Raw genomic sequence first — 26,460 nt, 5'->3', positions numbered from 1 at the left:
TGGACAAGTATAAAAAAACCTTGCATAGAGCAAGGTTTTTAAAAGAGAAAGTAACAACAGATTATTTAAATAAATCAGCGGTGATTGTTACCGTACCACCATTACTCTGCCATTCACGAGTAATATGGTAGTATTTTGCACCTTTCTCTGCGGCACGTTTAGCAACTTGATAAGAAACTTCCGGTGAGTTCACAAAATAACCACTGAAAGTAATGGTATCAAAAGGTTCCATTAATGCAGCCGCTGCTTTATTAACCTCTTGAATTTCAGTGCCATCAGGTAAGGTGACAGTGTAACGTCCGCTTTTACCTGATGATTGTGTTTCAGCAAATACACCTACATTTCTATCAAAGTCACTATTTGACGCAAGTCCTGGTTTTTCAACTTTATTGGCTGCACTTCCACCTTCGGCAATAAGCGCTCGACCCGCATCAGAGTCATAAGGAACCACGGCTTCTGAAGACTGTATGGCTCTTTTAGGGGCATCTTTTTTATAGATATAAGCAGTAACTTCTTGGTTACCACCATCATTTACCGAGATATTACGGACAATAAAGAATGATGCTGCACCTTTTTTTGCTGCTTCTTTCCCGATTTCGTTATTAATATCAGGTGTTGTTGGATAGTAACCATGAATAGTAACGGTATCAAAAGGCTGTAGCAAAATAGCTTCAGGTTTTGGTAATTCTTTTACACCATGAAATACGCGGTATTCTTCTTCAGTTGCTTTTGGTGCATCTTTTCGATACAGATCGGCAGTCACACTCATGTTGCCACTATCACTGATATCATCTAGACCTTGAATGTAAAAACTATCAGCACCGATTTTATCAGCACGACGAGATACTGCGTCAGCTGCTTCATAAATCGCATTAAAACGACCGATGACTGTAATTCTTTCAAATGGTTTTAGCTCTGCCGCTTGTTCTGGAGACAGTTCCTGTGCAGCCTGCGCAACAGTAATATTAGTTAAAGATAACACCGCTGCTGCGATGACTGAGGTTTTCAGCTTCATACAAAATCCTTCCGCCTTGCGCAATTAATATTGGTCATGTGCTGAACATAGTGATCTATCACATAGAGTGCAATTATTACATGTAATAATAGCGTTTGTCGCATTATTTTATTTAGTGAATAGCCACTGGGTCAAATGACCAGTATATGTTACCAGATATTTACTTAAATATAGTGAATAATTCATTAATATGCCTTTTCGACTAAAATGATCGCATTAAGTTCAATTTTAGCTTTACACAGATCTAGATTATTGGTTTTATTTTCAGTAGGTTATTAGTACCCCAATAAATGGCATGTGAATGATAATGCTTAACAATTTTTTTGCATATTAATGAAATTAGCCATGAAATTTTAACAGTTTTCGGATGGATAAGAAGGGAAAATTATGCGAATTGGTATACCCAAAGAGCGACTTTCTAACGAAACAAGAGTTGCAGCAACACCTGCTACAGTCACACAACTCTTGAAATTAGGATTTACAGTCGCGATAGAAAATGAAGCTGGCATTGCTTCTAGTTTCGATAATGACGCTTATCAACAAGCAGGGGCTGAGATCTTAGATTGTCAAAATATTTGGCAATCCGACATTATCTTAAAAGTTAATGCCCCCCTAGAAGATGAAATTGCTTTACTCAAAAAAGGCTCGACTTTAATTAGTTTTATCTGGCCCGCACAAAATGCACCATTGCTAGAAAAATTAGCTGAAAAAGAGATTAATGTAATGGCTATGGATAGTGTACCGCGTATCTCCCGTGCACAATCTTTAGATGCATTAAGTTCAATGGCGAATATTGCCGGCTATCGTGCCGTTGTTGAAGCCGCTCATGAATTTGGCCGTTTCTTTACTGGGCAAATTACTGCTGCAGGTAAAGTACCACCAGCCAAAGTGATGGTAATTGGTGCGGGTGTCGCTGGACTTGCCGCAATTGGTGCCGCAGGTAGTTTAGGCGCTGTTGTTCGTGCATTTGACACTCGACCTGAAGTCAAAGAGCAAGTGCAAAGTATGGGCGCTGAGTTCCTAGAGCTGGATTTTAAAGAAGAAGCGGGGAGTGGTGATGGCTATGCTAAAGTGATGTCAAAAGCATTTATTGATGCAGAAATGGCATTATTTGCAGAGCAAGCCAAAGATGTTGATATCATTATTACAACAGCATTAATTCCAGGAAAACCTGCACCACGTTTAATCACTAAAGAGATGGTTGATTCAATGAAACCAGGCAGTGTGGTGGTCGATTTGGCTGCCCAAAATGGTGGTAACTGTGAATATACCGTTCCTGGTGAGATTTTTACCACTGAACATGGTGTGAAAATTATTGGTTATACCGATTTAGCCGCCCGGTTACCGGCTCAATCATCTCAACTTTATGGTACTAACTTAGTTAACCTATTGAAATTACTCTGTAAAGAAAAAGATGGTAATATCAATATTGATTTTGATGATGTGGTTATTCGCGGTGTTACCGTTATTAAAGCAGGGGAAGTGACATGGCCGGCGCCTCCTATTCAAGTTTCGGTGCAACCTAAAGCAGCTCCTGCTGCAAAACCCCAAGAAAAACCCGTTGCAAAACCTATTTCCCCGTGGAAAAAATATGGTTTATTGGCTATTGCCTTTTTACTGTTCGCATGGTTGGCTAATGTTGCGCCAAAAGAGTTCTTATCACACTTTACTGTCTTCGCACTTTCTTGTGTTGTTGGTTATTACGTTGTTTGGAATGTCAGCCATTCATTGCACACCCCATTAATGTCAGTGACAAATGCCATTTCAGGTATCATTGTCGTTGGTGCATTACTACAAATCGGTAGTGGTGGTTGGGTAAGCTTTTTCTCATTTATCGCTATTTTAATTGCCAGTATTAATATTTTTGGTGGATTTACCGTCACTCAACGTATGTTGAAAATGTTCCGTAAAGGATAAGGGAGACAATTATGTCCAGCGGTGTTGTTACAGCGGCATATATTGTCGCCGCAATATTATTTATTTTTAGCCTTGCAGGGTTATCCAAACATGAAACCTCAAAACAGGGGAATTACTTTGGTATTGCAGGGATGGCTATCGCGTTATTTGCGACTATCTTTGGGCCTTATGCTGATAATGTAGGTTGGATCATTGTTGCTATGGTTATTGGTGCCGTTATTGGTATCCGTTTAGCCAAAAAAGTTGAAATGACGCAAATGCCAGAGTTGGTGGCTATTTTGCATAGTTTTGTGGGTTTAGCAGCGGTTCTGGTTGGTTTTAATAGTTATCTAGATCACAATCCTGCCATTGATCCTGTAATGGCCAACATTCATCTCACAGAAGTCTTTTTAGGTATCTTTATCGGTGCGGTTACTTTTACCGGCTCTATTGTCGCTTATGGCAAACTAAGTGGCAAAATGTCATCCAAACCTATGATGTTGCCTAATCGCCATAAACTTAATTTAGCGGCTTTAGTTATTTCATTTTTATTAATGATCTGGTTTGTCAAAACTGACAGTGTTGGTTTACAAGTCTTTTTAATGATTGTGATGACAGTCATTGCATTAGCATTTGGTTGGCATTTAGTTGCCTCCATTGGTGGTGCGGATATGCCTGTTGTTGTGTCAATGTTGAACTCTTATTCGGGTTGGGCCGCCGCCGCTGCTGGTTTTATGTTAAGCAACGATTTGTTAATTGTGACAGGGGCATTAGTGGGTTCATCGGGCGCTATTCTTTCTTATATCATGTGTAAAGCAATGAACCGCTCATTTATTAGCGTGATTGCCGGTGGTTTTGGTACAGATGGTAGCAGCTCCAGTGACGAAGGAGAGATGGGGGAATATCGTGAAACAACCGCAGAAGAAGTTGCTGAACTATTGAAAAACTCAACTTCAGTGATTATTACGCCGGGTTATGGCTTAGCAGTGGCACAAGCACAATACCCAGTACATGATATAACAGAAAAGCTTCGTCAGCGTGGTATAAAAGTACGCTTTGGTATTCACCCAGTTGCGGGTCGTCTACCGGGGCATATGAATGTATTGTTAGCAGAAGCGAAAGTACCTTACGATATTGTCTTAGAAATGGATGAAATCAATGATGATTTTGCTGATACAGATACCGTTTTAGTTATTGGTGCAAATGATACTGTTAACCCAGCCGCACAAGACGATCCTAATAGTCCAATAGCAGGTATGCCGGTATTAGAGGTATGGAAAGCTCAAAACGTGATCGTGTTTAAACGCTCTATGAATACTGGCTATGCGGGGGTACAAAATCCATTATTCTTTAAAGAAAATACCCAAATGTTATTTGGTGATGCTAAAGCCAGTGTCGATGCGATTTTAAAAGCCTTGTGATCTGTTTAGCTAATAATCTTTAATAAAAAACGCCCGACTATTTAAGTGATAGCGGGCGTTTTGTTATACAGTATTAAAAGCGTTATTCGTTGTCTGAATCGACAGTGATAGGACAGGTAAAGCCATCAGGTTTGATAGCGAGTAAATCACATTTTATATGGTCGATCAGCTGTTCTGCTGTATTTCCTAAGAAAGCGGCAGAAAGTCCAGTTCTCCCTAAAATACCTAATACGACAATACCCGCGTTTAGCTCTTCGCATACTTGAGGGATAACTTGCTCAGGCAATCCTTCTTTGACATGTGTTTTTTCCTCAGGAATAGAGAATTTCTGGCGAAGCTCTTTCATCGCTATAAGGTGTTGTCCACGCAAAGCATTGTTATAAAGGTTAGGATCAAAGTCAGGTAACTCAATTGCAATATTAATGGGTGCAACAGGGTAGGCACTGAGTAAATGAACGTCTGGATCTTTTTGTATACGGTGAGATAAATCGTTAGTTAATTCAATTAACTTTAAATTTAATGCATCATGATATGACTCTTCATTGGACAGATTAGCGGCGACAACAATAGTGCCGTATTCTGGCCACTCTTTATCTTTTACCATCCATACAGGAGCAGGGCATTTTCTTAACAATTGCCAATCTAGAGGAGTAAAAATTAAGGAGCCTAACTTATCATGTTGATGAGCCATTTTAATCAGTAAGTCATGCTTATCGGTGATCACTTCTTCAATAATGGCTTCATACGGTCGGTTATGCCAAATCACTTTTATGTCGATTTGAATGCCGGCTTCAAGATAATAGCGAGCTTGCTGTTTTATCCAAGCGGTTTTTTGATTAATCACGCCTTTGCGCATCGCATTACGTTCATCGGGAGATAAAAGGGTGGTCATGTCATATGAGAGATCATAAACAGGTAGAAAAGCTTTTATCCGCCCACCATTACGCTGAACGATATAAACAGCACGACGTAGTGCTGGTTGGTCATCTTGGTTAGGATCAATGACAACGAGAAGGTTTTGATATTTTTCCATTGCTATATCCTCTTTAGGGCTGGATTTATCCATCTACATTTTTAAAGATAACCCAAGAAGCTAAAATGCAATAGCACAAAATAGAAAACGGGACACAAATTTGTGTGCCCCGTTATAAAAATAGGTGATGTAATGTAAAAGATTAAGCTTCTGTTGAGGAAGGCAGTTTGCCTGCGAGTTCACTTAACATTTCACTATCTTCAATAGTGATGTATTTACCTTTTACACTTAACATACCACTTTTCTGGAAACGACCTAATAGTCGGCTAATAGTTTCTACTGTCAGGCCTAAGTAATTACCAATATCACCACGAGTCATGGTTAAACGGAACTCACGAGGTGAAAAACCGCGCTGCGCAAAGCGGCGAGAGAGGTTATAAATAAAGGCGGCTAAACGTTCTTCTGCATTTTTCTTTGATAGCAGTAAGATCATCTCTTGGTCACCTTTGATTTCGCCACTCATTAGACGCATCATCTGTTGACGTAAATTAGGCATTTTGCCTGATAAATCATCTAGTGTTTCAAATGGTATTTCACAAACCATTGATGTTTCAAGAGCTTGTGCAAAGCTTGGGTGTTCGGTGTTGATAATGGCATCAAATCCAACCAAGTCACCTGCAAGATGAAAACCTGTGATCTGTTCGTCGCCTTCTTCAGTGATCGTATAACTTTTAATAGTTCCTGAACGAATGGCATAAAGTGACTTCAGCTCATCACCGGCTTTAAACAAGGTTTGACCTTTCTGGATAGGTTTTTTACGCTCGATAATATTATCCAGTTGATCAAGCTCATGCTCGTTTAAAGTAAACGGGATGCAGAGCTGGCTAATACTGCAATCTTGACAATGGATTGCACAACCGCCAGATTGGATTCGGCGAACGACGCGTTTTTCTGGGATCATAAGCTTGCTCATTACAAATAAAAATATTGATATGTGTCAATTTTAACACACATTGCTGTAATTGGTAAGGGGAATAATGGTACGCATAGAAATAATTCTGAATGTAAAAAACGATATAGATTGATTAAGCCCGTGTTTTGTTTGGTGACTTATTTAGAATAATTTGCGCTAACCCTATACACGATTGGTATATTATTCGATTTTTTAAGGAAGTCATAGGGTATTTGCTAAATTATCTTTGGTAAAACTAAAAATTAGGAGGGAACTCAAGAAATTTTATTCAAGGATTAACATCTTATTCACTTTATTTTCTTAACTTTTCGTTTTGCCAACAGAAATTAATCATCTGTTAACACTTCCTAAGTAAAGTTAGCTAAATGTATTTTTGATACAACTTAATGCTAACTTGAATTAGCTTTTCCTTATAAAATGGCAGATCCCATACAAAGACGAATGGAGTTTTGAAACATTCGCTTACCTATTAAGTGGTATTGATATGTATCAATAAGGGTTATCCACTATCTTTTATCATTTTCATTAATAAAAATAGTTATGTGAGAATGATATGTCTATAAAAAAACAAGAAAAAAGGCTTGCTAATCAAGAGGGGATGCCATTAACGCGTCGTCATTTTGTACAAGCCAGTGCAGCATTAGTGAGTATGCCTTTTTTCGCACAAAATGCACAGGCCAATCTTGATAAAAGCCTACCTATTGCCAACATTGATGAGAAACCTGCTACTGTCGTCGCAACATGTAGCACCTTTGACTGTGGTGGTAAATGTGATATCCGAGCTCATGTTAAAGAGGGGATTGTTACCCGTATTACCACAAGACCAGATGCTGATTTAGATGAACAAATGCCGATAATGAGAGCCTGCGTAAGAGGTAGAGGTTATCGTAAATTCACTTATCATGCGGATAGACTTAAATATCCCATGAAACGTGTGGGTAAGCGCGGTGAAGGCAAATTTGAGCGTATCTCTTGGGATGAAGCAACCTCTTTAATTGCTGATAATGTAACACGATTAACTCAACAGCATGGTGCAGCAAGCCGTTTTCTTACGGTAAATACCGCTGTCACTGGGGGGATCTTCTCTGGTGATACTATGATGAAAAAACTCTTTAATCTCACAGGAGGATATCTTCCTTATTATCATTCAGTGAGCTTAGGGAATACCGCTAAAGTAACACCTTATACTTATGGCGTATCTAAAACAGGAAGTTCTCTTGATACTTTAGCGGATACGCCTTTAGTTATTTTGTGGGGACATAATCCCAACGAAACCATTTTTGGTCACACCAATCACTATTTTCAAAAAATGAAAAATAATGGGACCAAATTTATTGTTGTCGATCCTCGTTATTCAGATACAGCTCAATCTTTAGCTGATCAATGGATCCCATTACTTCCTACCACAGATAATGCACTGATGGATGCAATGATGTATGTCATTGTGACCGAAAATTTACATGATAAAGCGTTTATCGATAAATATGTGGTAGGTTTTGATGAAGATCATATGCCAGAAGGGGTGCCAGCTAACGAATCATTAATGGCTTATTTGTTAGGGAAAAAAGACGGTATAGCGAAAACCCCTGAATGGGCGACAAAAATCACACGAGTCCCAGCCAATACTATCCGTCAATTAGCACGTGAATATGCGATGACAAAACCCGCGGCCTTAATTCAAGGTTGGGGGCCACAACGTCATATTTGTGGTGAACGTACCGCCCGTGGTTCAACGTTATTAGCAGCAATTACTGGGAATGTGGGTAAAAAAGGGGCTTGGGCGGCTGGATATGGCGGAATTGGTAACCGTCAATCTATTCGTGGTCCTAATATTGGCAAAAATCCGGTAACTGCACAAATATCCATTATGAATTGGATGCAAGCTGTTGAGGATGCGAGCAAAGTGACGCCAGAAGACGGCCTTATTGGCGTCGACAAACTTGATAGTAATATCAAAATGATCTTTTCTTTAGCGGGTAACTATCTTGTCAATCAAAACCCTGATGTTAATGCGGCAGCTAAGTTACTTGAAGATGAATCTAAAGTAGAGTTTATCGTTGTTAGTGATCTATATATGTCTCCGTCAGCCAAATACGCAGACTTAGTTTTACCAGAAACGAGCTTTTTAGAGCGTTGGAATATCGGTAATACATGGGGAACGGGCAACTATTTCTTACTGTCAGAAAAAGTCGTTGAACCTGCTTTTGAAAGACGTTCTGATTATGAATGGATCAGCGATGTTGCTGAGAAAATGGGAGTCAAAGAGGCTTTTACCGAAGGACGAACAGAAAAAGAGTGGATAGCTTATCTCGTTAATACTAACAAAGAACGCTTTAAAGATAGACCTGATTTCCCAACTTTTGATGAATTGCTCAAGACTCGCCGCTATCTTTTCAAAGATGCACCTTTTGTTGCATTTGAAGAAAATATTCGTGATCCAGAAAATCATCCTTTCCCAACTCCATCAGGAAAAATTGAAATTTTCTCTAAACGTCTCTATGACATGAATAATGTCGATATTCCTGCATTATCTCATTATGTTCCTGCAATTGAAGGTCCAGAAGATAAATTGACCGAGAAATATCCACTACAAATGTTAACTTGGAAAGGAAAAAATAGAGCTAATTCAACGCAATATGCTAACCCTTGGTTACAAGAGGTACAACGCCAAGAAATGTGGATAAACCCTATTGATGCACAAAATAGAGGCATCAAAAATGGCGATATGGTGCGTATCTATAACGACAGAGGGATCACACAAATACCCGCTTTAGTTACCGAGCGAATTATTCCTGGTGTGGTTGGTTTACAGGCGGGGGCTTGGTGGTCTCCTGATAAAGACGGTGTTGATCATGGTGGGTGCCCTAACGTTTTGACATCAACACGTATGACACCATTAGCCCATGGTAATTCACATTTAACCGTTTTAGTTGAGGTAACCAAAGCATGAGTGAATTCAAACAATATGCGCCTGTTAGCGATGAACAGCTTGGTTTTTTTATTGATTCTTCTCGTTGCTCAGGTTGTAAAGCATGCCAAGTTGCATGTAAAGATAAAAATAATTTAGAGGTTGGGCGCCGTTTTCGCCGTATTTATGAAATACAGGGCGGGGGATTTGCACCTAATGGGCAAGGTGCATTTGAAAATAATGTCTTTGCATACACATTAACGATTTCATGTAATCACTGTGACGATCCTATATGTGTAAAAAACTGCCCAACAACAGCAATGCATAAACGCCCCGGAGATGGCATTGTCCGTGTTGATACCAGCAAATGTGTTGGGTGTGGTTATTGCTCATGGTCATGTCCTTATGGTGCACCACAAATGAATACTGAAACGGGACAAATGTCGAAATGTGATTTCTGCGTAGATTTATTAGCAGAAGGTAAAAATCCTATTTGTGTTGATACATGTCCATTAAATGCGATTAAGTTTGGAAAAATTAAAGATCTACGCGCTAAATATGGTCATTTAAGCCAAGTTCAAGGGTTACCTGATTTTACAATCACTCACCCTAATTTGGTCATCAAACCACATACTGGTGCAATTAAAAAAGGAGGGAACCAAGCATGAGTGAATGGCCATTAGTTACCTTTACTTTGTTAGTACAAAGTTCTGTTGGTGTTACTATTTTTACTGCCCTCTATTTTTGTTGGTTAGAGAAAGAAATAGGTAATCAACGAGCAACACGCACTTTGCGCCCCGTATTACTGACAAGTGCTATATTGGGATGCTTAGGATTATTAGCCTCAACACTGCATATGGGATATCCGTGGAATGCGTTTCATGCCTTGCGCCATATATCATCATCATGGTTAAGCCGTGAGATTATCTTTGCTGCTCTTTACCTGGGCGCATTATGTTTATATACCTTGCTAGTACTAATAAAAGGTCATATGAATAAAACCCTATTAGCCATTATCGGTTTACTGGGGTTAGTGGATATTTTCTGTATGGCTTCGCTTTATTACAGCACATCGATGATAACTTGGATGCATGTTAATACCTATTTTATGTTTATCGGCTCTGTTTTTTCTGCGGGAGCGGTGATCACATTATTAATCACTTCAATAAGGGTTAAAGCCTTTGCTGATGGCGAACTTGCTAAAAAAATAGTATTAAGTGCTTTAGTTGGTATTTTTCTTGCTGTGACTATCCGTATGGCAGAGCAACCACTTTATTTATCATGGATGTCAGAAATACAATTAACCAATGATGCAATTACTTTTCCTCATACCCCTATAATTGCGTATAATGAGACTTTCGGATTAAGAATATCTGCATGGATATTGTCTATTATCAGTATATTAATGATGGGATATAGCCTGTATAAATATCGTATAGCTGTATTTACTTCTGGGTTATCTCTAATTTGGGGTAGCGGTATTGTCCTGTTAATTGCTGAAATACTTAACCGATTTGCATTTTTTATTGTTAAGTAATAGTAATGGAGTCATGAAGTATGAGGCGTTTTATTAGGGTAGATCTTCCTCCTGAACCTATCATTAATGATAAATGTGTTAGGAAACGCCTCAAACAAAGCCTTTGTGATAGCTGTTCAAAAGTCTGTCCTGTGGACGCTATCACTTTTAGTCTTTTGAACGTTGAAATAGATAATGAGCGTTGTTTCCAATGCGGTAATTGTCTATTTACTTGTCCTGTTGATGCTATAGAAAATATCTCCCCCCATGAACGTAGCTTTCAAGATAATCTATTAGTCATTAATCATGATGAACCACTGGCCAGTATTGAAGAGCTTTTGGTTTGGCATCGACAATATCAAATACGCGGTATGAAAATAGCGGAACCCTTGGTTGATAAGTGGCTGCCGATACTCGCACAACTTAATTTGCAATTAAAAACCTTACAAGAGCCTATTTGGCAATTAGTTTTAGTGGAGCCTGAACCGGTCGATAGTGGTCGTCGCTTTATGCTATTTCGACAAAAATTAGATGAAAAGCCACTTAATAAAGGTCACGTAAAAACAGGATTAAATGCAAGGAAACAGCTTTATCCGCAAGATAGCTGGTTCCATATTCAATTAGATAAAGAAAGTTGTATTCTTTGTTCTGCATGTGCCAAGGTGTGTGATGAAGGTGCAATCACAATCGAAGATAATCGCTTTATCATTGATGAAAAACGTTGTACCGGTTGTATGAACTGCCAAGTTGTCTGTTTTCCAAAATCAATAAAAGTCGTAGAACAAATTGCTAAAAATAGCACACCGACACACTACCATTATTATGATGCGCAATGTGATAAATGCCGCCTTGCTTTTTTTGCTTGGGAGCCTAATGCCACCTTATGTCCGATTTGTACTCAGCATCAAAAACAGGGATGGCTATAACAGTGTTTATAATTTGTTCTATGCAAAAATAAATTTATCTCAATAACATCATTACTTAAATAAAATGACTATTTTTATGCGATAGTGATTGTTGATAAAGATCTCATTCATTTCTAAGTAAGGTGACATCATGATAAAAAATAATGACTTACCTGCTTTTATGACGCAAGTGGTTATTACTGAACCCGGTGGCGTTGATAAACTGCAATTAGAAAATAGCCCATTACCATCATTACCCCCTCATTATATGTTGGTAAAAGTTAATGCAGCGGGTGTTAATCGCCCCGATATTTTTCAACGTCAAGGTAGTTATCCACCGCCAGCCGATGCATCTCCTATATTAGGATTAGAGATTGCTGGCGAAGTGGTGAAATTAGGTGAACATTGTACAAAATGGGCAATAGGTGATCGTGTTTGTGCTTTAGTTGCTGGTGGCGGTTATGCTGAATATTGTTTAGTCCATGAAGATATCGCTTTACCGTCGCAAGGATTAACCGATATTGAAGCGGCAGCATTACCTGAAAATTTATTTACTGTTTGGGCAAATCTATTTCAACTCGGTCAGTTAAAAGCCGGGGAATCGGTTTTGATCCATGGGGGCACTTCTGGGATTGGCTCTATGGCGATTATGTTAGCACACAATCTTGGTTGTGAAATTTACACAACGGTAGGTTCAAAAGAAAAAGCCGAAGTTGCCCAAAAATTAGGGGCTAATCATGTTATTAATTACCGTGAGAAAGATTTTGCTACAGAAATTCCTGTATTAACTCAAGGTAAAGGCGTTGATGTCATACTTGATATTATCGGCGGCGATTATGTGGAAAAAAATTATCAAGTTGCGGCGAAATTTGGCAGAGTGATCCAAGTTGGCATGATGAAAGGGGCCCCTAAAAACTTAAATATGATGCCACTGATGCTTAAGCGATTAATTCATACAGGTTCTACCATGCGTTCTAGAACGCCAGAAGAAAAAACGCATATAGCACAAGAATTAAAACAACAAGTATGGCCGTTGATTATCAAAGGTCAAATTAAGCCTATTATTAATGCGGTCTTTTCTTTACAAGAAGTTGCCAAAGCACATCAATTAATGGAGTCTGGTGACTTAATTGGTAAAGTAGTGCTTGAGATTGATATGAATAAATCACTGGTGTAGAGCGAAAATAAATTTATTTTATTTATTATAAGTTATAAAAGCATTCTCATTCTCAATCACGATTATTCTGAAAAAACACATAATAAAGATATTATGTGTTTTTTTATTCTCTATAAAAAATTTAAGAAGCTTTAATATGATCCTGTGCTTTTTGCGTCATTATAAAAATAAACCTCACTTAATAATCCATCTTATCTAAGATAAAAAATTACTTATTTAAAATAAAACAGATTTAAGTATCGACTATGGTAAAAATATTATAATAAGTTTTGAAAAATAGCATAAATCAAAATTGATAATGAAATTTATAAACTAATTAATAAAACTAAATCATTTATCATGAAAAAGTTAAAACTTTAGAACGAACTTGGAAAATCTTATCTGATATCAATAAAATAAAGAAGATTCTTACTCATCATGTAGTATATCATTTAAAAAGAGACTAATTATTTACGTAAAATAAACTCAATTCTGATTAAAATTGATAACAAAAATTTATATATAGGTGCGATGATGGCAAATCACAAAGAAACCTGTCTGAGTGCTGCAGAGCGTGTGTTTGATACCCGAACCGTGGATACCCTAACATGTTATCATCGAGAGATGGTAAAGATGTTGATGGATAGTGAGTCCTTTTATTCTAGTCCAAATAACTCACAGATAAATACTAATGAGAGATTAGAGAACAAAATAAAAAGCAATACTATTGAAAATAAAGCTGTGAAGGGATCTTATGGTGATATTTTAAATAATTTAAACCAGCAGCTAATGAATAATAAACCTGAGATTGAGCCTTATTTCTCACATTACAACTCTCCCGTCATGCGATTGGCGAAATTAGGCTACCTTTCTGCACTGGCCTATAATGCTGATAATGTTTTTAACAAACATTCACCCATACAAAAACAGCAAGAGCAAAAAATAACTCATGATTTGTGTAAACTAATCGGTTTTGAGCCAGATAAAGCATTTGGACATATTACCACCAGTCATGTTTTTGCTTGTTATGAAATTTTGTGGGCTTTGAGAAATTTAAAAACACTGCCGATGGCGATTGCACGTCATCCAAAATCAAGAGATCTGGTTGCAGATAAAAAAGCATTTGAGTTATTTAATATGTCTATCACTGATATTTTATCCATCAGTGAACAGCTATATGAGCGAGATATTTTTGATGATGTCAGCCATTTAACTTGTCGTGGTACAGGCATGACAAGAACGATGCATTTAGGTAAATTACTAGTACCGATATACCGCTTCGAATTTTGGAAGAAGGCGATGGATATCTTGGGGTTAGGTTATGATAATCTCATTGCCTTACCAATAGATGAAGAGTTTAAAACAGATATAGCTAAAACGCGTCATATTGTGCTTCGTCTAATCGAGCAGGGAGAGCCGATACTCGGTATTATTGGCGTGTTAGGCTCATCGACATACGGTAGCATTGACAAACTTAAGCCTCTTTTCGAATTACGTGAAGAGTGTGAAAAACAACATAACAACTCATTCTATATTCACATTGATGCATCCCAATTAGGCTATATGAAAAGCCTGTTTCTTGACGAAAATAATAGCATCATCCCTTATAACATATTGTGCGATAAACTTAAGCAAGAAGCACCTTTACTTGAGTTAACCTCAGATATTTATGATAGTTTTACTCAGCTATCAAGAGCTGATTCTGTTTCTTTTGAGCCATTTCAAGCGGGATTTTCTCCTTATCCTACGGGGATTGTTTGTATAAAAGATGCTCGATTAAGCCGTTTTCTCGCTAACCCGCCAAAACTGTGCCCAGAAGAGGGGAATATTCCCGATGAAATCGATGGGATCCAATCAGCACCTGCAGTTGCATCAATGTGGGGGATCCATCAGCTATATGCTTTTAATCATTTTGGGTATGGGCAATGCGCTCAAAATCAATGGGAAGCTAGAGTAAAACTGGAACAACAATTAAAACAAGAGAACGAATTTGAAAAATCGGGTATCTCTTATGCTATTCATATTTTGCCAGTTTCAGATTTTAATAAACTTACTTTTGCCATTGCAATTAAAGGCAACCAATGTTTAAAAATACAAAATCAGCTAAATAATGCTATTTATAAAAATTTAGAAATAAAAAGCCAATATAAGCAAGATCTCAACCTATTAGTGCTGTGTGCTCGTAATAGCGATGATATACCTGCTCAGTTTTGTCAACAATGTCATTTAGGTAAAGATGAATGGAAGCAAGTTAACCACTTAAGTCTTTTACAATTAACGATAAAAAACACTGACAAATGGGGTGAAGAGCATATTAAAGCAGGGTGCGACTATATTAAAAAAGTTGTCCTATCTGCATTAAAATAGTTATTTTGTTCTATTTATTATTTAACATAGTAAAAGTTAGCAAGGAAAAGGTTGCTAACTTTTTTAGTTTACCCTTATAAAAGTGACGCTGTCACTAAAGTTACTCCTTCCTTTGCTTGTTTCGTTTGTCTAGCTCCTTATTTTCGTTATAAATAGCACATAAAATCAAGTTCGAGAATGAGAATCATTCATAATTAGGCGTGAATGATAGAATGTAACTATAGATAAATCATATTGTTACTATTCCTTATGATAGATAAAAGTAAATAGATATATCTAAAACTTGATCATTTAGATATATCGGATTATATTGGTCATCAATGATTTCGATATATCTAAAAAATGAGGGAATATTATGATGATCCAAGCGTTACATTCGCTTTATCAACAACACACCGATAATGGTGGTCATGGCATCGGACGTTGTGGTGGTAAAGGTAAACACAGAGGACAACACCACAATGGCAATAATGAACATTGTTGTCATGGTGAAAGGGGCCATCACCAAGAACGTCATGGCGAATGTTGCCAACAGGGTGAGCAAAGTCATGAGCATAATGGTCATGCCGATCATGGCTGTTGTCACGGTGAAAAACAGCAAGAGCATGGTAAACGACATGGCCGAGGTTGTGGTGCCGGTAAAGGAAAAGGAAGAGGCCAAGGTCGTCAATTAAAACGTATGTTTGACCATGGTGATTTACGTGTCCTTTTGTTGAGTATGATCGCGGCAAAACCTAGCCATGGGTATGAAATTATTCGAGGAATAGACGAAGCATCTTCAGGACTATATGTACCAAGTCCAGGGGTTATATATCCAACACTGACACTATTAGAAGAGCAAGATTTAGTTGTTGCTAATATCGCTGAAAAAGGCCGTAAAAATTATAGTATTACGCCAGAAGGTTCAGCATTTTTAGCAGAAAACCAAGAAACAGAAAAAAATATTCAAAATAAGCTGGCTTATGCACGTGATTTATCACAAAACGCAGGGGGAGTTTCTGAGGAAATCGAATTTGCGGTAGGAAAATTAAAAGCGGTATTACGTCATAAGTTAGTATTGAAACAACTTTCTGTAGAAAAAGCGCAACGCATTGCTTTTATACTTAATGAAGCAGTCGAAAAAATAGAAGCCATTAATGAGGCATTGATCTCTGAGGTAAGGGAAGATGAATAAAACAGAAACACCATTACGGAACAGAAGCAAAAATAATGATATTGAAAAAGAAGAGCTAGAAAATAATCCAGCCGTCAAAGAGCAAATTTGTCCTAAAATGCCAGTATCCTATTTTCGACGAGCGTTACGAAAAACAGGTAGACTATGATAATGCTAGACAGAGGCTATCCATATGCTATAGCTTCTGTCGTTTTGAGCATGCTGCCTCGCATATTTCTTTTATCATGTCATCATTTTTTTCAACGCACTGTTTTTTCAAATAGTTCTCACTACTAATGAGGCACTTTATAACTATTTCGGTGGTTTTTTATTAGTTTTTTATTATAAGTTGTGAGACTCCTCGCTTTTTTATTCTTAGTTCATTACTTGCTGATTTTATTGATACTGTTATTTTTTAATTTGTCATAATATTCGATATACCATTGATATATGGTAAAACCAAAATGCTACCCATGCATCTGTATGAATAAGATGATAGATAAGATAAATAAGATGACAGATAAGATAGACAGTACCTATATGCCTTACAAACATTATAAAAATAGCATAGCAATATTATTTCTCGCCTCTGCCTTGCTACCTAGATTTTCTGTGGCTGAACCACTCACTCATTTACCTCAAAAAGATCGCATTTCTTATTTTGCTCAAGCGGAGAAAATGGCCATCACTGGTGTGGCTATCAAAACCAAACCCGTTTTAGCCAGACCTGCAAAAGAAGGGGAAGTGATCACCACTTACATAAAAGGTGAAGGGGTTGAAACTATTTCGGAGCCAGCCAAAGCGGGTGATTGGGTTGTACAAAATATTTGTCCAGCAACAGGTAATGAAGAAATTCTGGTCAGAAAAGATAAATTTGCTCAGCGCTATAATCTGGCTGATGCAGACAAAGCGAAAAGCATCACACCGATAAGGCAAGGCTATCAAGTTTTTATCCCTAAAGGGATTGAAATGAATTATTTTATTGTTCCAAAACAAACCGCTGAGTTTGCAATGGAAGCGCCTTGGGGAGAGCTACAACGTTTTCAAGCCGGTGATGCAGTTGTACAATCTACCACCGATAACCAAGATATTTATCGGATCCAACAGGCCGCTTTTAAATGCACTTATACTATTTTAAAAACCGCCAAAGAGATTTGATCTGTATATATGTGATAAAAAGCGCTAAATTGAAAAAATAATTGTTACTTTTTAGAGAGTTAATTTTATATTTTTACTGCTAAAAATAGCAATAATTAGCTTTTTTTGTCATTAAATCGTGTTTTTTTGTATTTTTTTTAGTCATTTGCGTTAGTCGCTACATTTCGTTAATCTATCTCTATCAATTTATTAAACTCATTAGGTAAAACCTATTGATATGATAGTAGGAATGTATTAGATATTCTCAATTGGAATAGGTACATTAGATTCATACCAAACAGGAGGAAATACAATGTCTTTAATTAATACCCCAATCAAACCATTCAAAAACATGGCATTTAAAGACGGTCAATTCGTAGAAGTGACTGAAAAGGACGTCGAAGGCAAATGGAGCATTTTCTTCTTCTATCCAGCTGACTTTACCTTTGTTTGTCCAACAGAATTAGGTGACTTAGCTGATCATTATGAAGAATTCCAAAAAATGGGTGTAGAAATTTACTCTGTTTCTACTGACACTCATTTTACTCATAAAGCATGGCATAGCAGCTCAGAAACTATCGGTAAAATCAAATATGGCATGATCGGTGACCCAACTGGCGCATTAACTCGTAACTTTGAAAATATGCGTGAAGCGGAAGGTCTGGCAGATCGTGGTACTTTCGTTGTTGACCCACAAGGTATCATCCAAGCAATCGAAATTACTGCTGAAGGTATTGGCCGTGATGCAGCTGACCTGTTACGTAAAGTAAAAGCAGCTCAATATGTTGCTAGCCACCCAGGTGAAGTTTGCCCAGCAAAATGGAAAGAAGGTGATGCAACTTTAGCTCCATCACTGGATTTAGTTGGCAAAATCTAAAAAATTCTAAATAAGAATCAAGCCACTAAAGAAGCTACTAACGTAGTTATTTATCGGGTGTTTCGGCACCCGATTTTATTGAGGGTGCAAAAATGTTAGATAATAATTTAAAAGCTCAACTGAAAGCTTACCTAGAACGATTAACCCAGCCAGTTGAGTTAGTTGCAACATTAGACGACAGCAAACATTCTGCTGATATCCAAGCCTTATTAAAAGAAATTGAACCGTTATCTGATAAAGTCACATACCGTGAAGATAACAGTGCTAATGTGCGCAAACCATCTTTTCTTATTACCAACCCAGGGAAAACAACGGGCGTTCGTTTTGCAGGCTCGCCATTAGGTCATGAGTTTACTTCTTTAGTCTTAGCATTATTACAAACCGGTGGTCATCCATCTAAAGAAGCCCCAGAATTACTTGAACAAATTCGTCAGTTAGACGGTGAGTTTCATTTCGAAACCTATTATTCGCTCTCTTGTCATAACTGCCCTGATGTTGTTCAGGCATTAAACTTAATGGCGATTTTAAATCCGAACATCACCCATACGGCGATTGACGGAGGCATGTTCCAAAATGAAATTCAGGAACGTAATATCATGGGCGTTCCTGCGGTATTCTTAAATGGCAACGAGTTTGGCCAAGGTCGTATGACTTTAGCTGAAATTGTTAGCAAAGTAGATAGCAATGCAGAAAAACGCACTGCAGAGTTATTAAATAAAAAAGATGCCTTTGATGTTTTGATTGTCGGAAGCGGCCCTGCGGGGGCGTCAGCGGCAGTATATGCTGCACGTAAAGGCTTAAATACAGGTCTTATCGGTGAACGTTTTGGTGGACAAGTTCTTGATACTGTTGATATTGAAAACTATATCTCTGTACCTAAAACAGAAGGTGCAAAATTAGCTGGGGCTTTAAAAGCTCATGTTGATGATTATCAAGTTGATGTTATTGACAGCCAAACTGTCAGCCGTTTAATTCCGGGAGCAGCGGAAGGTGATCTACACCAAATTGAAACCGCATCTGGTGCGATTTTAAAAACCCGTAGCTTAATTATTGCCACGGGTGCTCGCTGGAGAAATATGAACGTACCGGGTGAAAACGAGTACCGTACTCGCGGTGTAACATACTGCCCACATTGTGATGGTCCTCTATTTAAAGGTAAAAGAGTGGCTGTTATTGGTGGTGGTAACTCCGGTGTTGAAGCTGCTATTGACTTAGCTGGTTTAGTGGAGCACGTGACCGTACTAGAATTTGCCTCAGAAATGAGAGCCGATGCTGTTTTACAAAAGAAACTGCGTAGCTTAAGTAATGTCGATGTTATCTTAAATGCCCAAACAACAGAAGTATATGGAGATGGCACTAAGTTAACAGGGCTAAAATATAAAGATCGCACTAACGATTCTATGCATGATATTGCCTTAGCGGGTATTTTCGTCCAAATTGGTTTACTGCCAAACACACAATGGTTAGACGGAACTGTTGAGCGTAATAAAATTGGTGAGATCGTGGTTGATTCACGTGGTGAAACCAATATTAAAGGGGTATTTGCTGCGGGTGACTGTACAACTGTTCCTTATAAACAAATTATTATCGCCGCGGGTGAAGGTGCAAAAGCCTCATTAAGCGCCTTTGATTACTTGATTCGCACGACTGCAAAATAAGTAAATCAAAGATAATCAATAAGTTATAGAGAAAGGCATCTTTTTTAAGATGCCTTTTTTTGTATATAAAACCATCAAAAAGAGCTAAAAAGTGCCCTTAAGTGTTCAAGTGTGGACAATATGTGGACACTCTAAACCAGTAATTCTGTACACCCTTTCAAGGGGTTATATTGAATGGCATCTTGTAAGAAGTATGTAGATAAGCCATATCATTTTTTGAGTATTAACGTTTATTCACTAATTCATCAGGAATATAAGCTTTATACATTGACAGTATTTGTTCGCCTAATAAGTATTCATTCTCAAAACTATGGGTAAGAAGGTATGTTTTTTCTTCAAGCCATTTTTTATTGTCTCTATTTTGGGCTAATCCTATCTGAATGGCTTTTGAGCTTTGTAATAGCTCTTTCTGACTGTAATAATAATTCATTATTAACGAGACTTCTTTAGGTTCAAGAAGATATATCTGAGGTAGATAAATAGTATATACATCATCTCTTAGCGAGTTTAGAATCATCAATCTTATGCCAGCAAATACATTGAGTTCAACAGGACTAGCAGTGCAGATTTCTGCTTGGCACTTTTCTTTATCAAAACCTGCATTTTTAGTTCCTTCTAAAAGTCTTAGATTTGATTGATTATATGAAATCTCATAGGCGAACATTGTTCTTATATTATTTCTTTCATTTTCTCTATTTTCTTTGTCTCTATCTGCTATGTTATTTTGAGTAGAAATATGAAAATATAATGATGCTAATATTCCTAATACCATCACAAAAGTACTCCAATTAAATACATAAACTCTTACTTTTGATGGGTGCATATTCTTTTCTCCAAGCTAATAAGTTAACTAATATTAACTTATTTATTGTTTTACTTGGAGTCCTAGCAATAACTGTAGTTCGTGCAATTCACCCGATATTAAAAATCTACACGAAAGGGGCTTAAAATTGCCAGTATGGGTGATTTCTTAATATAGCGATTGGGAGAAAACATTTGGCGAGGTTTTAGAGCATAAAAAGGGTCAGAGAATAATTTCAACGATGTCATTTTGTAGCGTATGCATAATTTGAATTATTTTTCTTTGGGAAAAGCTTTAAAAAATTTTATAGTAAATTGTTAACAAGAAAAAACACTTCCATCCATTGAAAAATAATGACTAATCTTGATATAGGTTGACAACTTTTCAGGTATAAAATGCTCGATGAACCTCATCGGGCGTTTTATAGTTTAATAATAAATGGGGTCGCCTTTCATTATAAATCTGTATTGATTCGTCAACCAATCTCCGGATTGAAGTGTCTCGTGAACATGGCAAGCAGAGATCTAGGTGTTATATCAAAAAGGGATAATGGTGTTCTTTAATTGTTTGAATGCTCTCAATATAGCCCAAAAAATGGTAAAATAATTTCTGAAAACAAAAACCGTTTTCTGCCTATTTAATTTTTAAGCAATTTAACCATTCCAATTAAGATACTTTTTACATCTATTTTTCGTTGTTCAAGAAAAATGCTATTCAAAATTTTTAAGCTATCTATACTATTATTCCACTACTTAAATAATCTATAAGGAAATTGATTGATATGGTTCTAAAAAAGAGATGTTTTAGACAAATTGCTCCTGCGCTTATTTTTTCTTTACTAACAATTGGTACTTTCTCGGCGAATGCGAATATCGATGTTCGCGATGAAACCTTATTTGAAGCACATCAGCGTTTTAAAACACAAATTATAAATGATAGTTTTGACAATACTGAAGCACCTTGGGAAGCGCCAGCAGAAATATTCAATGTAGTTAAATATCCGGCCAAACTAGGTGATATGTATGCTTATTTAACCCCTCCGCCGGCGAATAAAAAAAAATAAACTACCTGCGGTGATTTGGCTGAATGGAGGATATGGTGGGATAGGAGGAGATGATTATTTTTGGACACCACAACCAGTTGAAAATGACCAAACAGGAGCGACGTTTCGTGATCCTAATATGGTACTCATGATACCTTCTTTTCGTGGTGAAAATACCAACCCTGGTCGCTATGAAATGTTTTATGGTGAATTAGAAGATTTAGACTCAGCTAGAGAATATTTAGCGTCATTACCTTATATTGATCCTAAACGTATTTACGTAGTAGGACATAGCACTGGGGGAACGAGAGCATTATTGGCTAGTGAATACAGTGATAAATTCAGGGCAATATTCTCTTTAGGAGGAATACCTGATCTTAAACTACGCACAGAAGGGCGGATGATGGTTGAATTACCCTTTGATAAAAACAACGAAGAAGAATTTAATGTCCGCTCTGTATACCGCTATATTAAATCAATAAAAACACCAACATTTTATTTTGAAGGTCATGATTATTTTTGGAATGAATTCAATGAATTACGTGTGGTTGCAATGGAACACGATATTCCTCTGAAAATTTATAATATAAAAAATGGAGACCATTTTAATATTATTGTCCCTGTTAGCCAATTAATTAAAGACAAAATCTTGCAAGATACTGATACAAATAAAGAAAGCAATATTCGATTCACGAACGAAGAAATTAAGTGGATCAATAAAATGGTGAAATAAATTTCAAAATGATAAAACCGCTCTATTATCAATTAGATAAAAGAGCGGTAGTGTCTATTTTGAGCCGATATAGTGAGTCTAAAATTTCATCATATGTGCTTAAAAGTATTTAGAACTTTGTTGATTGTCTCTTTCAATAATCAAAACAGAAGATGTTAGAATTGCTTATACTGTCTTATAAACATATAGTTTTAGGTAAGAATATTAAGTATATTATATATGATATGAAAGAATACAATTTTAAAATAGAAAGGATTGAATATGAAAACTAAAATAGTTTATCAATGGAAGGAAAAAAGACGGGATAGACTCTCTTTTTTAGGAGCAGAAGTGGTTTTTTCTGTGTTATTTGGTATTGTAAACGGTTTAATATATATGTTATTTATGACCTTGTTACCTGATTCCGTTGAGAATGATCCTGATAAATTATTTTTCTACCAATTCTCTTTTAGTTCTTATGGTATAGTCGAATTCATATTATTAATAGCACAAATCTACGTATTTGCACTTATTTTAACTCAACGAGTAAGAGATTTCGGTTTCAAATATCCTATCACTATTGCACTGATCTTTACCATAGGCACCATGGTCCTTACACCATATCCATTACTTATTTCTTCAGATACAATGGTGATAGTGCGTTTTATTTTATTATTAGGATATATTATTGCATTATTATTGCCATCTTCGAATAATGTTGAGTGTAATAACGATGAAAATAACAAGATAACTATACTAAAATAGTTAACTAACAAGTGAATTAGCCTAAGTGTATCAGGCGTAATGGATACACTTAGGACATTATAAAAATAATCTTATAATAGTGATATAAAAATAAAATAGTGAATAATAACTTCTATAATTACAATATATACAGTGGCTAATGAGGTTATAATGGAAGGTGTTCAACTTAGGCTTGCGGAGCCTCATGAAGCAAAACGATTATGGTATTTAAGAAATAAAGCGTTACGTTTTGGCTGTCAACATGTCTATCCGCCCGATATATTAGCCGCTTGGACTCCTGATGAAATGCCTGACGGCTATAGACAATCTATTATTAATAATCCTTTCTATGTTATTGATGATAAAAAATTATCTATTCCCGTAGCTTCTGGATTTTTAGATCTTAAAACAGGCTTTGCTGAAGCTATTTTTACATTACCGGAATGCATGGGAAAAGGATATGCAGGACTTATTCTTAAAAAGCTACAATATGAAGCTAAACAAAGAAATTTTGTTAAATTATTTTTAGATGCAACGCCTAATGCGATGCTATTTTATTTAAAACAAGGGTTCACTGTTTTAGAAGAGCGAGAGTACTATTCTAGCTTGGCTCAGGCAAGTTTACACTGTTATCGAATGTATATTGATTTATAAAATTTATAAATAGTGCCTTATTGACATAAAAATTATACCTAGCATTATAGAACAGAAAAAGTTGGGCTTAAAATGCGAAAATTTTTTATTTTTATCATTTTTTGAATTAGCTTTTATATTAACAATATCAGTTGGTAATTTTGCTAATGTTACGATATTGTAAATTATGACTATTTTTCTGGGGCAAACACTATGCAAAATGTGTTGTTAACGTTATGGCCTTTATTTGCGTTAATTGCGCTAGGCGCTATTTTAAGAAGAAATAAAGCATTTGAACCTGCATTTTGGGTAGGGGCTGAAAAATTAAATTATTTTTTACTCTTTCCTGCATTACTTCTCAATAGCTTGGCTAATGCTCCTTTATCTGATCCTCAATTACCTCACCTTGCTGGGGCTATTTTCTCAGTAGTCATCATTACCACTATTTTGTGTGTTATTTTTAAAAAAATAACCGGCTGGTCTGCTGGCCGCTTTGGTGCGATCGTTCAAGGCAATATTCGGTTTAACACTTATTTAGGTTTAGCTATTGTCGCTGATTTATTTGGCGTTGAAGGTTTAGGAATAGCTGCTTTGATATTAGCAACCTTGGTTCCTCTATCAAATGTGACTTCAGTGCTTTGTTTAACCGCAGGGCAAAATGTAACTTTTCGTCAATTAATCTTCCCAATTATTAAAAATCCATTAATTATCTCTTGCGTAATAGGGATTGTTATCAATTTATCAGGAATAGGGCTTCCTTTTGGTAGCGATCAATTTCTAAAATTGTTAGCTGCGACTAGTTTACCTTTAGGGCTTATCTGTATTGGTGCGGCATTACATTTATCAACACTAAAAGCAGAAAGTAAAATGATTAGTATTAACACAGTGACTCGGTTGCTTATTGTACCGATAATTGCATATAGTGTTGCTAATTTTTTAGGTTTGTCTCCATTAGTTATGATGCTTTTAGTCATTTTCTTTTCTATCCCTACAGCCCCAACTTCTTATATTTTAACTCGACAGCTAGGAGGGGATTCTGAGCTAATGGCGGGGATCATTACATCACAAACCATGCTTGCAGCAGTTACCTTGCCGATCGTATTAAGTTTTTTAATTCCATAAACTTAAAGGAAATACGACTAATATGATTTATAGTGGGTGATTTTTTATAGCATAGTTTCACTAAAAGTGTTCTTCTCTTAAATGTAATTTTAATTATTATATGGTTAATTTAAGAGGAAAATATGATGAGTGTAAAAATTAATCACAATGATATTTCTAATTCACAAATATTAAGAATATCACAAGGAGAAAAAACAAAAGATGTGATGTCATTATGGGATAAAATAAAAGACTGGTTCCAATCAAACAAAAGAGAAAAAGCACTAAAAACAGTTGAAAATATTGTATATCAAGATCTATTTGATGACAAAAATCATTTTAAAATGCTATATCATGTTTTAATGCTAAAAACTATGGCTTCAGATGCATATAAAGAAAGAATAAAAATTGATATTAATGATAGAAATATTACGATTTCAATAGATAATTATAATATTTCTATAACGGATATAGACAATGAACAACTTAATAAAATGTCAACAATAATTAATGCATTTAATCGGCATTCATCAATTTTTTCTAATGAAATTGCATTGAAATGTCTATATGAAAAGTTAGATAAAAATGAGCTTAATGATCAAATTTTTGCTGAGTTGTATATTGAATTAGATAATAAAATACGTTCTGGTGAAATAGACTTAAAGCTTAATAAAAGTAACTTTAATCAAGTTAACTTTAGTGCAATAAGACAGCTCGTAAGCAAAGCGATAGAAAATAGTAATGTTAACTTAGAAACAGAAAATAGTAATACTAACTTAAATATAAAAAATGCACTAATAAAAGATATAAATAGAAATACTTATATTTTCAATGGTGAAAAAATAAAAAGTAAAGATCAAAACGAGGCAATGGAAGAATTTGAAACTTTAACTAAAGATATCTCAGAGGAAAATAAAAAGGCAATTTATTATTTACTAAATCAAGAAGGGATCACCTTAATTAAATCATATAATGATTCTTTTGATTACTACACATTAACAACATCTTTTTCTATGAGTAATGTTGTTAAGCAAGAACAAATTTATAGTATAAAGACTCTTTCTGATGATTTAATTGAATTAAAAATAAAATTTTTTAAAAAAAGTAGCGATAAAATAAATCTAGATATTCCCTTAGCTCAACCATTTGAAAGTAAGTTATATAATTTTATCTATGATATGGTTGCTATTAATAATAATATCGAAATAACTTATGATAAAATTTTAAATGAAAAGATGAACGAGATAATAAAACAACTAAATAATAAAAAACCAAGGCTAGGAGAGCTATTCTCCCATCTATTGAGTCGAAATAAAATCATTAAAGAAGACAGCGTTGATATTACGTTAAAACTAAATAAAGGACAACTAGTCTCATTAGGTGGAAAATGCTCATATAATTTTTATTAATTTTATTCTTTGGTCAAAATAGAGCTTCTTGCTATGATGTGAAAAACGTGAGAATAAGTAGA

23 protein-coding genes are annotated in these 26,460 nt (G+C 36.0%); 19 read left to right on the top strand and 4 right to left on the bottom strand.

Translation table 11 applies throughout. The features are described 5' to 3' along the window. Positions 1-61: 61 nt before the first annotated feature. A complete protein-coding gene (gene ydgH / locus AACV00_RS04195; RefSeq protein WP_004242823.1) occupies positions 62-1,015 on the bottom strand; it encodes a DUF1471 family protein YdgH in 954 nt (317 codons plus the stop codon). Positions 1,016-1,402: 387 nt separating this feature from the next. Between ydgH and pntA the strand changes: the two genes are divergently transcribed. Next, entirely contained in the window at positions 1,403-2,932 is a 1,530-nt protein-coding gene (gene pntA / locus AACV00_RS04190) for a Re/Si-specific NAD(P)(+) transhydrogenase subunit alpha (protein WP_049203301.1), read from the top strand. A gap of 11 nt (positions 2,933-2,943) precedes the next feature. Beyond that, complete coding sequence (gene pntB, locus AACV00_RS04185; RefSeq protein ID WP_004242825.1) at positions 2,944-4,332, top strand: Re/Si-specific NAD(P)(+) transhydrogenase subunit beta; 1,389 nt, start codon at positions 2,944-2,946, stop codon at positions 4,330-4,332. Positions 4,333-4,414: 82 nt separating this feature from the next. On the opposite strand, the gene uspE is transcribed toward pntB, so the two are convergent. After that, positions 4,415-5,365, bottom strand: coding sequence for a universal stress protein UspE (gene uspE / locus AACV00_RS04180; protein WP_004248016.1), 951 nt, complete (start codon positions 5,363-5,365; stop codon positions 4,415-4,417). A gap of 142 nt (positions 5,366-5,507) precedes the next feature. Further along, a complete protein-coding gene (locus tag AACV00_RS04175) occupies positions 5,508-6,266 on the bottom strand; it encodes an FNR family transcription factor (protein ID WP_004248018.1) in 759 nt (252 codons plus the stop codon). Between the two features lie 565 nt (positions 6,267-6,831). Here AACV00_RS04175 and AACV00_RS04170 point away from each other — a divergent pair. From AACV00_RS04170 to ahpF, 11 genes are all read left to right on the top strand, one after another. Continuing rightward, entirely contained in the window at positions 6,832-9,228 is a 2,397-nt protein-coding gene (locus tag AACV00_RS04170; RefSeq protein WP_036918287.1) for a DMSO/selenate family reductase complex A subunit, read from the top strand. Then, positions 9,225-9,854, top strand: coding sequence for a DMSO/selenate family reductase complex B subunit (locus AACV00_RS04165; protein ID WP_004242832.1), 630 nt, complete (start codon positions 9,225-9,227; stop codon positions 9,852-9,854). Before AACV00_RS04170 ends, AACV00_RS04165 begins: the two co-directional genes overlap by 4 nt. Beyond that, positions 9,851-10,723 (top strand): dimethyl sulfoxide reductase anchor subunit family protein, encoded by an 873-nt coding sequence (locus AACV00_RS04160; RefSeq protein WP_004248022.1) that lies wholly within the window; start codon positions 9,851-9,853, stop codon positions 10,721-10,723. The genes AACV00_RS04165 and AACV00_RS04160 overlap by 4 nt, the downstream gene beginning before the upstream one ends. A 20-nt stretch (positions 10,724-10,743) precedes the next feature. After that, complete coding sequence (locus AACV00_RS04155; RefSeq protein ID WP_004242836.1) at positions 10,744-11,628, top strand: 4Fe-4S binding protein; 885 nt, start codon at positions 10,744-10,746, stop codon at positions 11,626-11,628. Between the two features lie 130 nt (positions 11,629-11,758). After that, positions 11,759-12,784, top strand: coding sequence for an NAD(P)H-quinone oxidoreductase (locus AACV00_RS04150; RefSeq protein WP_004248024.1), 1,026 nt, complete (start codon positions 11,759-11,761; stop codon positions 12,782-12,784). Between the two features lie 513 nt (positions 12,785-13,297). Continuing rightward, positions 13,298-15,130 (top strand): swarming inhibition tyrosine decarboxylase DisA, encoded by a 1,833-nt coding sequence (disA, locus tag AACV00_RS04145; protein WP_036905698.1) that lies wholly within the window; start codon positions 13,298-13,300, stop codon positions 15,128-15,130. Positions 15,131-15,485: 355 nt separating this feature from the next. After that, complete coding sequence (locus AACV00_RS04140) at positions 15,486-16,304, top strand: PadR family transcriptional regulator (RefSeq protein ID WP_036905695.1); 819 nt, start codon at positions 15,486-15,488, stop codon at positions 16,302-16,304. Further along, a complete protein-coding gene (locus AACV00_RS04135) occupies positions 16,297-16,452 on the top strand; it encodes a hypothetical protein (RefSeq protein ID WP_004242841.1) in 156 nt (51 codons plus the stop codon). Before AACV00_RS04140 ends, AACV00_RS04135 begins: the two co-directional genes overlap by 8 nt. Positions 16,453-16,733: 281 nt before the next feature. Then, on the top strand, positions 16,734-17,441 hold the full coding sequence (locus tag AACV00_RS04130) for a hypothetical protein (protein ID WP_107336936.1): 708 nt from the start codon (positions 16,734-16,736) through the stop codon (positions 17,439-17,441). A 292-nt stretch (positions 17,442-17,733) separates the two neighbouring features. After that, a complete protein-coding gene (ahpC, locus tag AACV00_RS04125; RefSeq protein WP_004242845.1) occupies positions 17,734-18,297 on the top strand; it encodes an alkyl hydroperoxide reductase subunit C in 564 nt (187 codons plus the stop codon). A 92-nt stretch (positions 18,298-18,389) separates the two neighbouring features. Continuing rightward, positions 18,390-19,955 carry an alkyl hydroperoxide reductase subunit F gene (ahpF, locus tag AACV00_RS04120; RefSeq protein ID WP_017628129.1) on the top strand — a complete coding sequence of 522 codons (1,566 nt, stop codon included), beginning with the start codon at positions 18,390-18,392 and terminating at the stop codon, positions 19,953-19,955. A 223-nt stretch (positions 19,956-20,178) separates the two neighbouring features. Here ahpF and AACV00_RS04115 read toward each other — a convergent pair whose 3' ends face one another. Next, positions 20,179-20,778, bottom strand: coding sequence for a hypothetical protein (locus AACV00_RS04115; protein WP_036908028.1), 600 nt, complete (start codon positions 20,776-20,778; stop codon positions 20,179-20,181). Between the two features lie 760 nt (positions 20,779-21,538). Here AACV00_RS04115 and AACV00_RS04110 point away from each other — a divergent pair. The 6 genes from AACV00_RS04110 to AACV00_RS04085 all read left to right on the top strand — a co-directional run bounded on the left by AACV00_RS04110 (position 21,539) and on the right by AACV00_RS04085 (position 26,398). Further along, a complete protein-coding gene (locus AACV00_RS04110; RefSeq protein WP_223302926.1) occupies positions 21,539-21,820 on the top strand; it encodes a hypothetical protein in 282 nt (93 codons plus the stop codon). Between the two features lie 10 nt (positions 21,821-21,830). Then, complete coding sequence (locus AACV00_RS04105) at positions 21,831-22,532, top strand: alpha/beta hydrolase family protein (RefSeq protein WP_223302927.1); 702 nt, start codon at positions 21,831-21,833, stop codon at positions 22,530-22,532. Between the two features lie 261 nt (positions 22,533-22,793). After that, the gene (locus AACV00_RS04100) at positions 22,794-23,276 is read left to right on the top strand and encodes a hypothetical protein (protein WP_004248034.1); all 483 of its coding nucleotides are present in this window, start codon (positions 22,794-22,796) and stop codon (positions 23,274-23,276) included. Between the two features lie 150 nt (positions 23,277-23,426). After that, a complete protein-coding gene (locus AACV00_RS04095) occupies positions 23,427-23,909 on the top strand; it encodes a GNAT family N-acetyltransferase (protein ID WP_036918295.1) in 483 nt (160 codons plus the stop codon). Positions 23,910-24,101: 192 nt separating this feature from the next. Continuing rightward, positions 24,102-25,010: an AEC family transporter gene (locus tag AACV00_RS04090; RefSeq protein WP_004248036.1), complete on the top strand. Its 909-nt coding sequence runs from the start codon at positions 24,102-24,104 to the stop codon at positions 25,008-25,010. 122 nt (positions 25,011-25,132) lie between these two features. Next, the gene (locus AACV00_RS04085; protein WP_036918297.1) at positions 25,133-26,398 is read left to right on the top strand and encodes a hypothetical protein; all 1,266 of its coding nucleotides are present in this window, start codon (positions 25,133-25,135) and stop codon (positions 26,396-26,398) included. Positions 26,399-26,460: the final 62 nt, after the last annotated feature.

Source organism: Proteus sp. G3927, from assembly GCF_963894685.1.
Taxonomy (GTDB): domain Bacteria; phylum Pseudomonadota; class Gammaproteobacteria; order Enterobacterales; family Enterobacteriaceae; genus Proteus; species Proteus mirabilis.
Note: the sequence above shows the minus strand (reverse complement) of the source record. Positions and strands in the feature narration are given on the sequence as shown.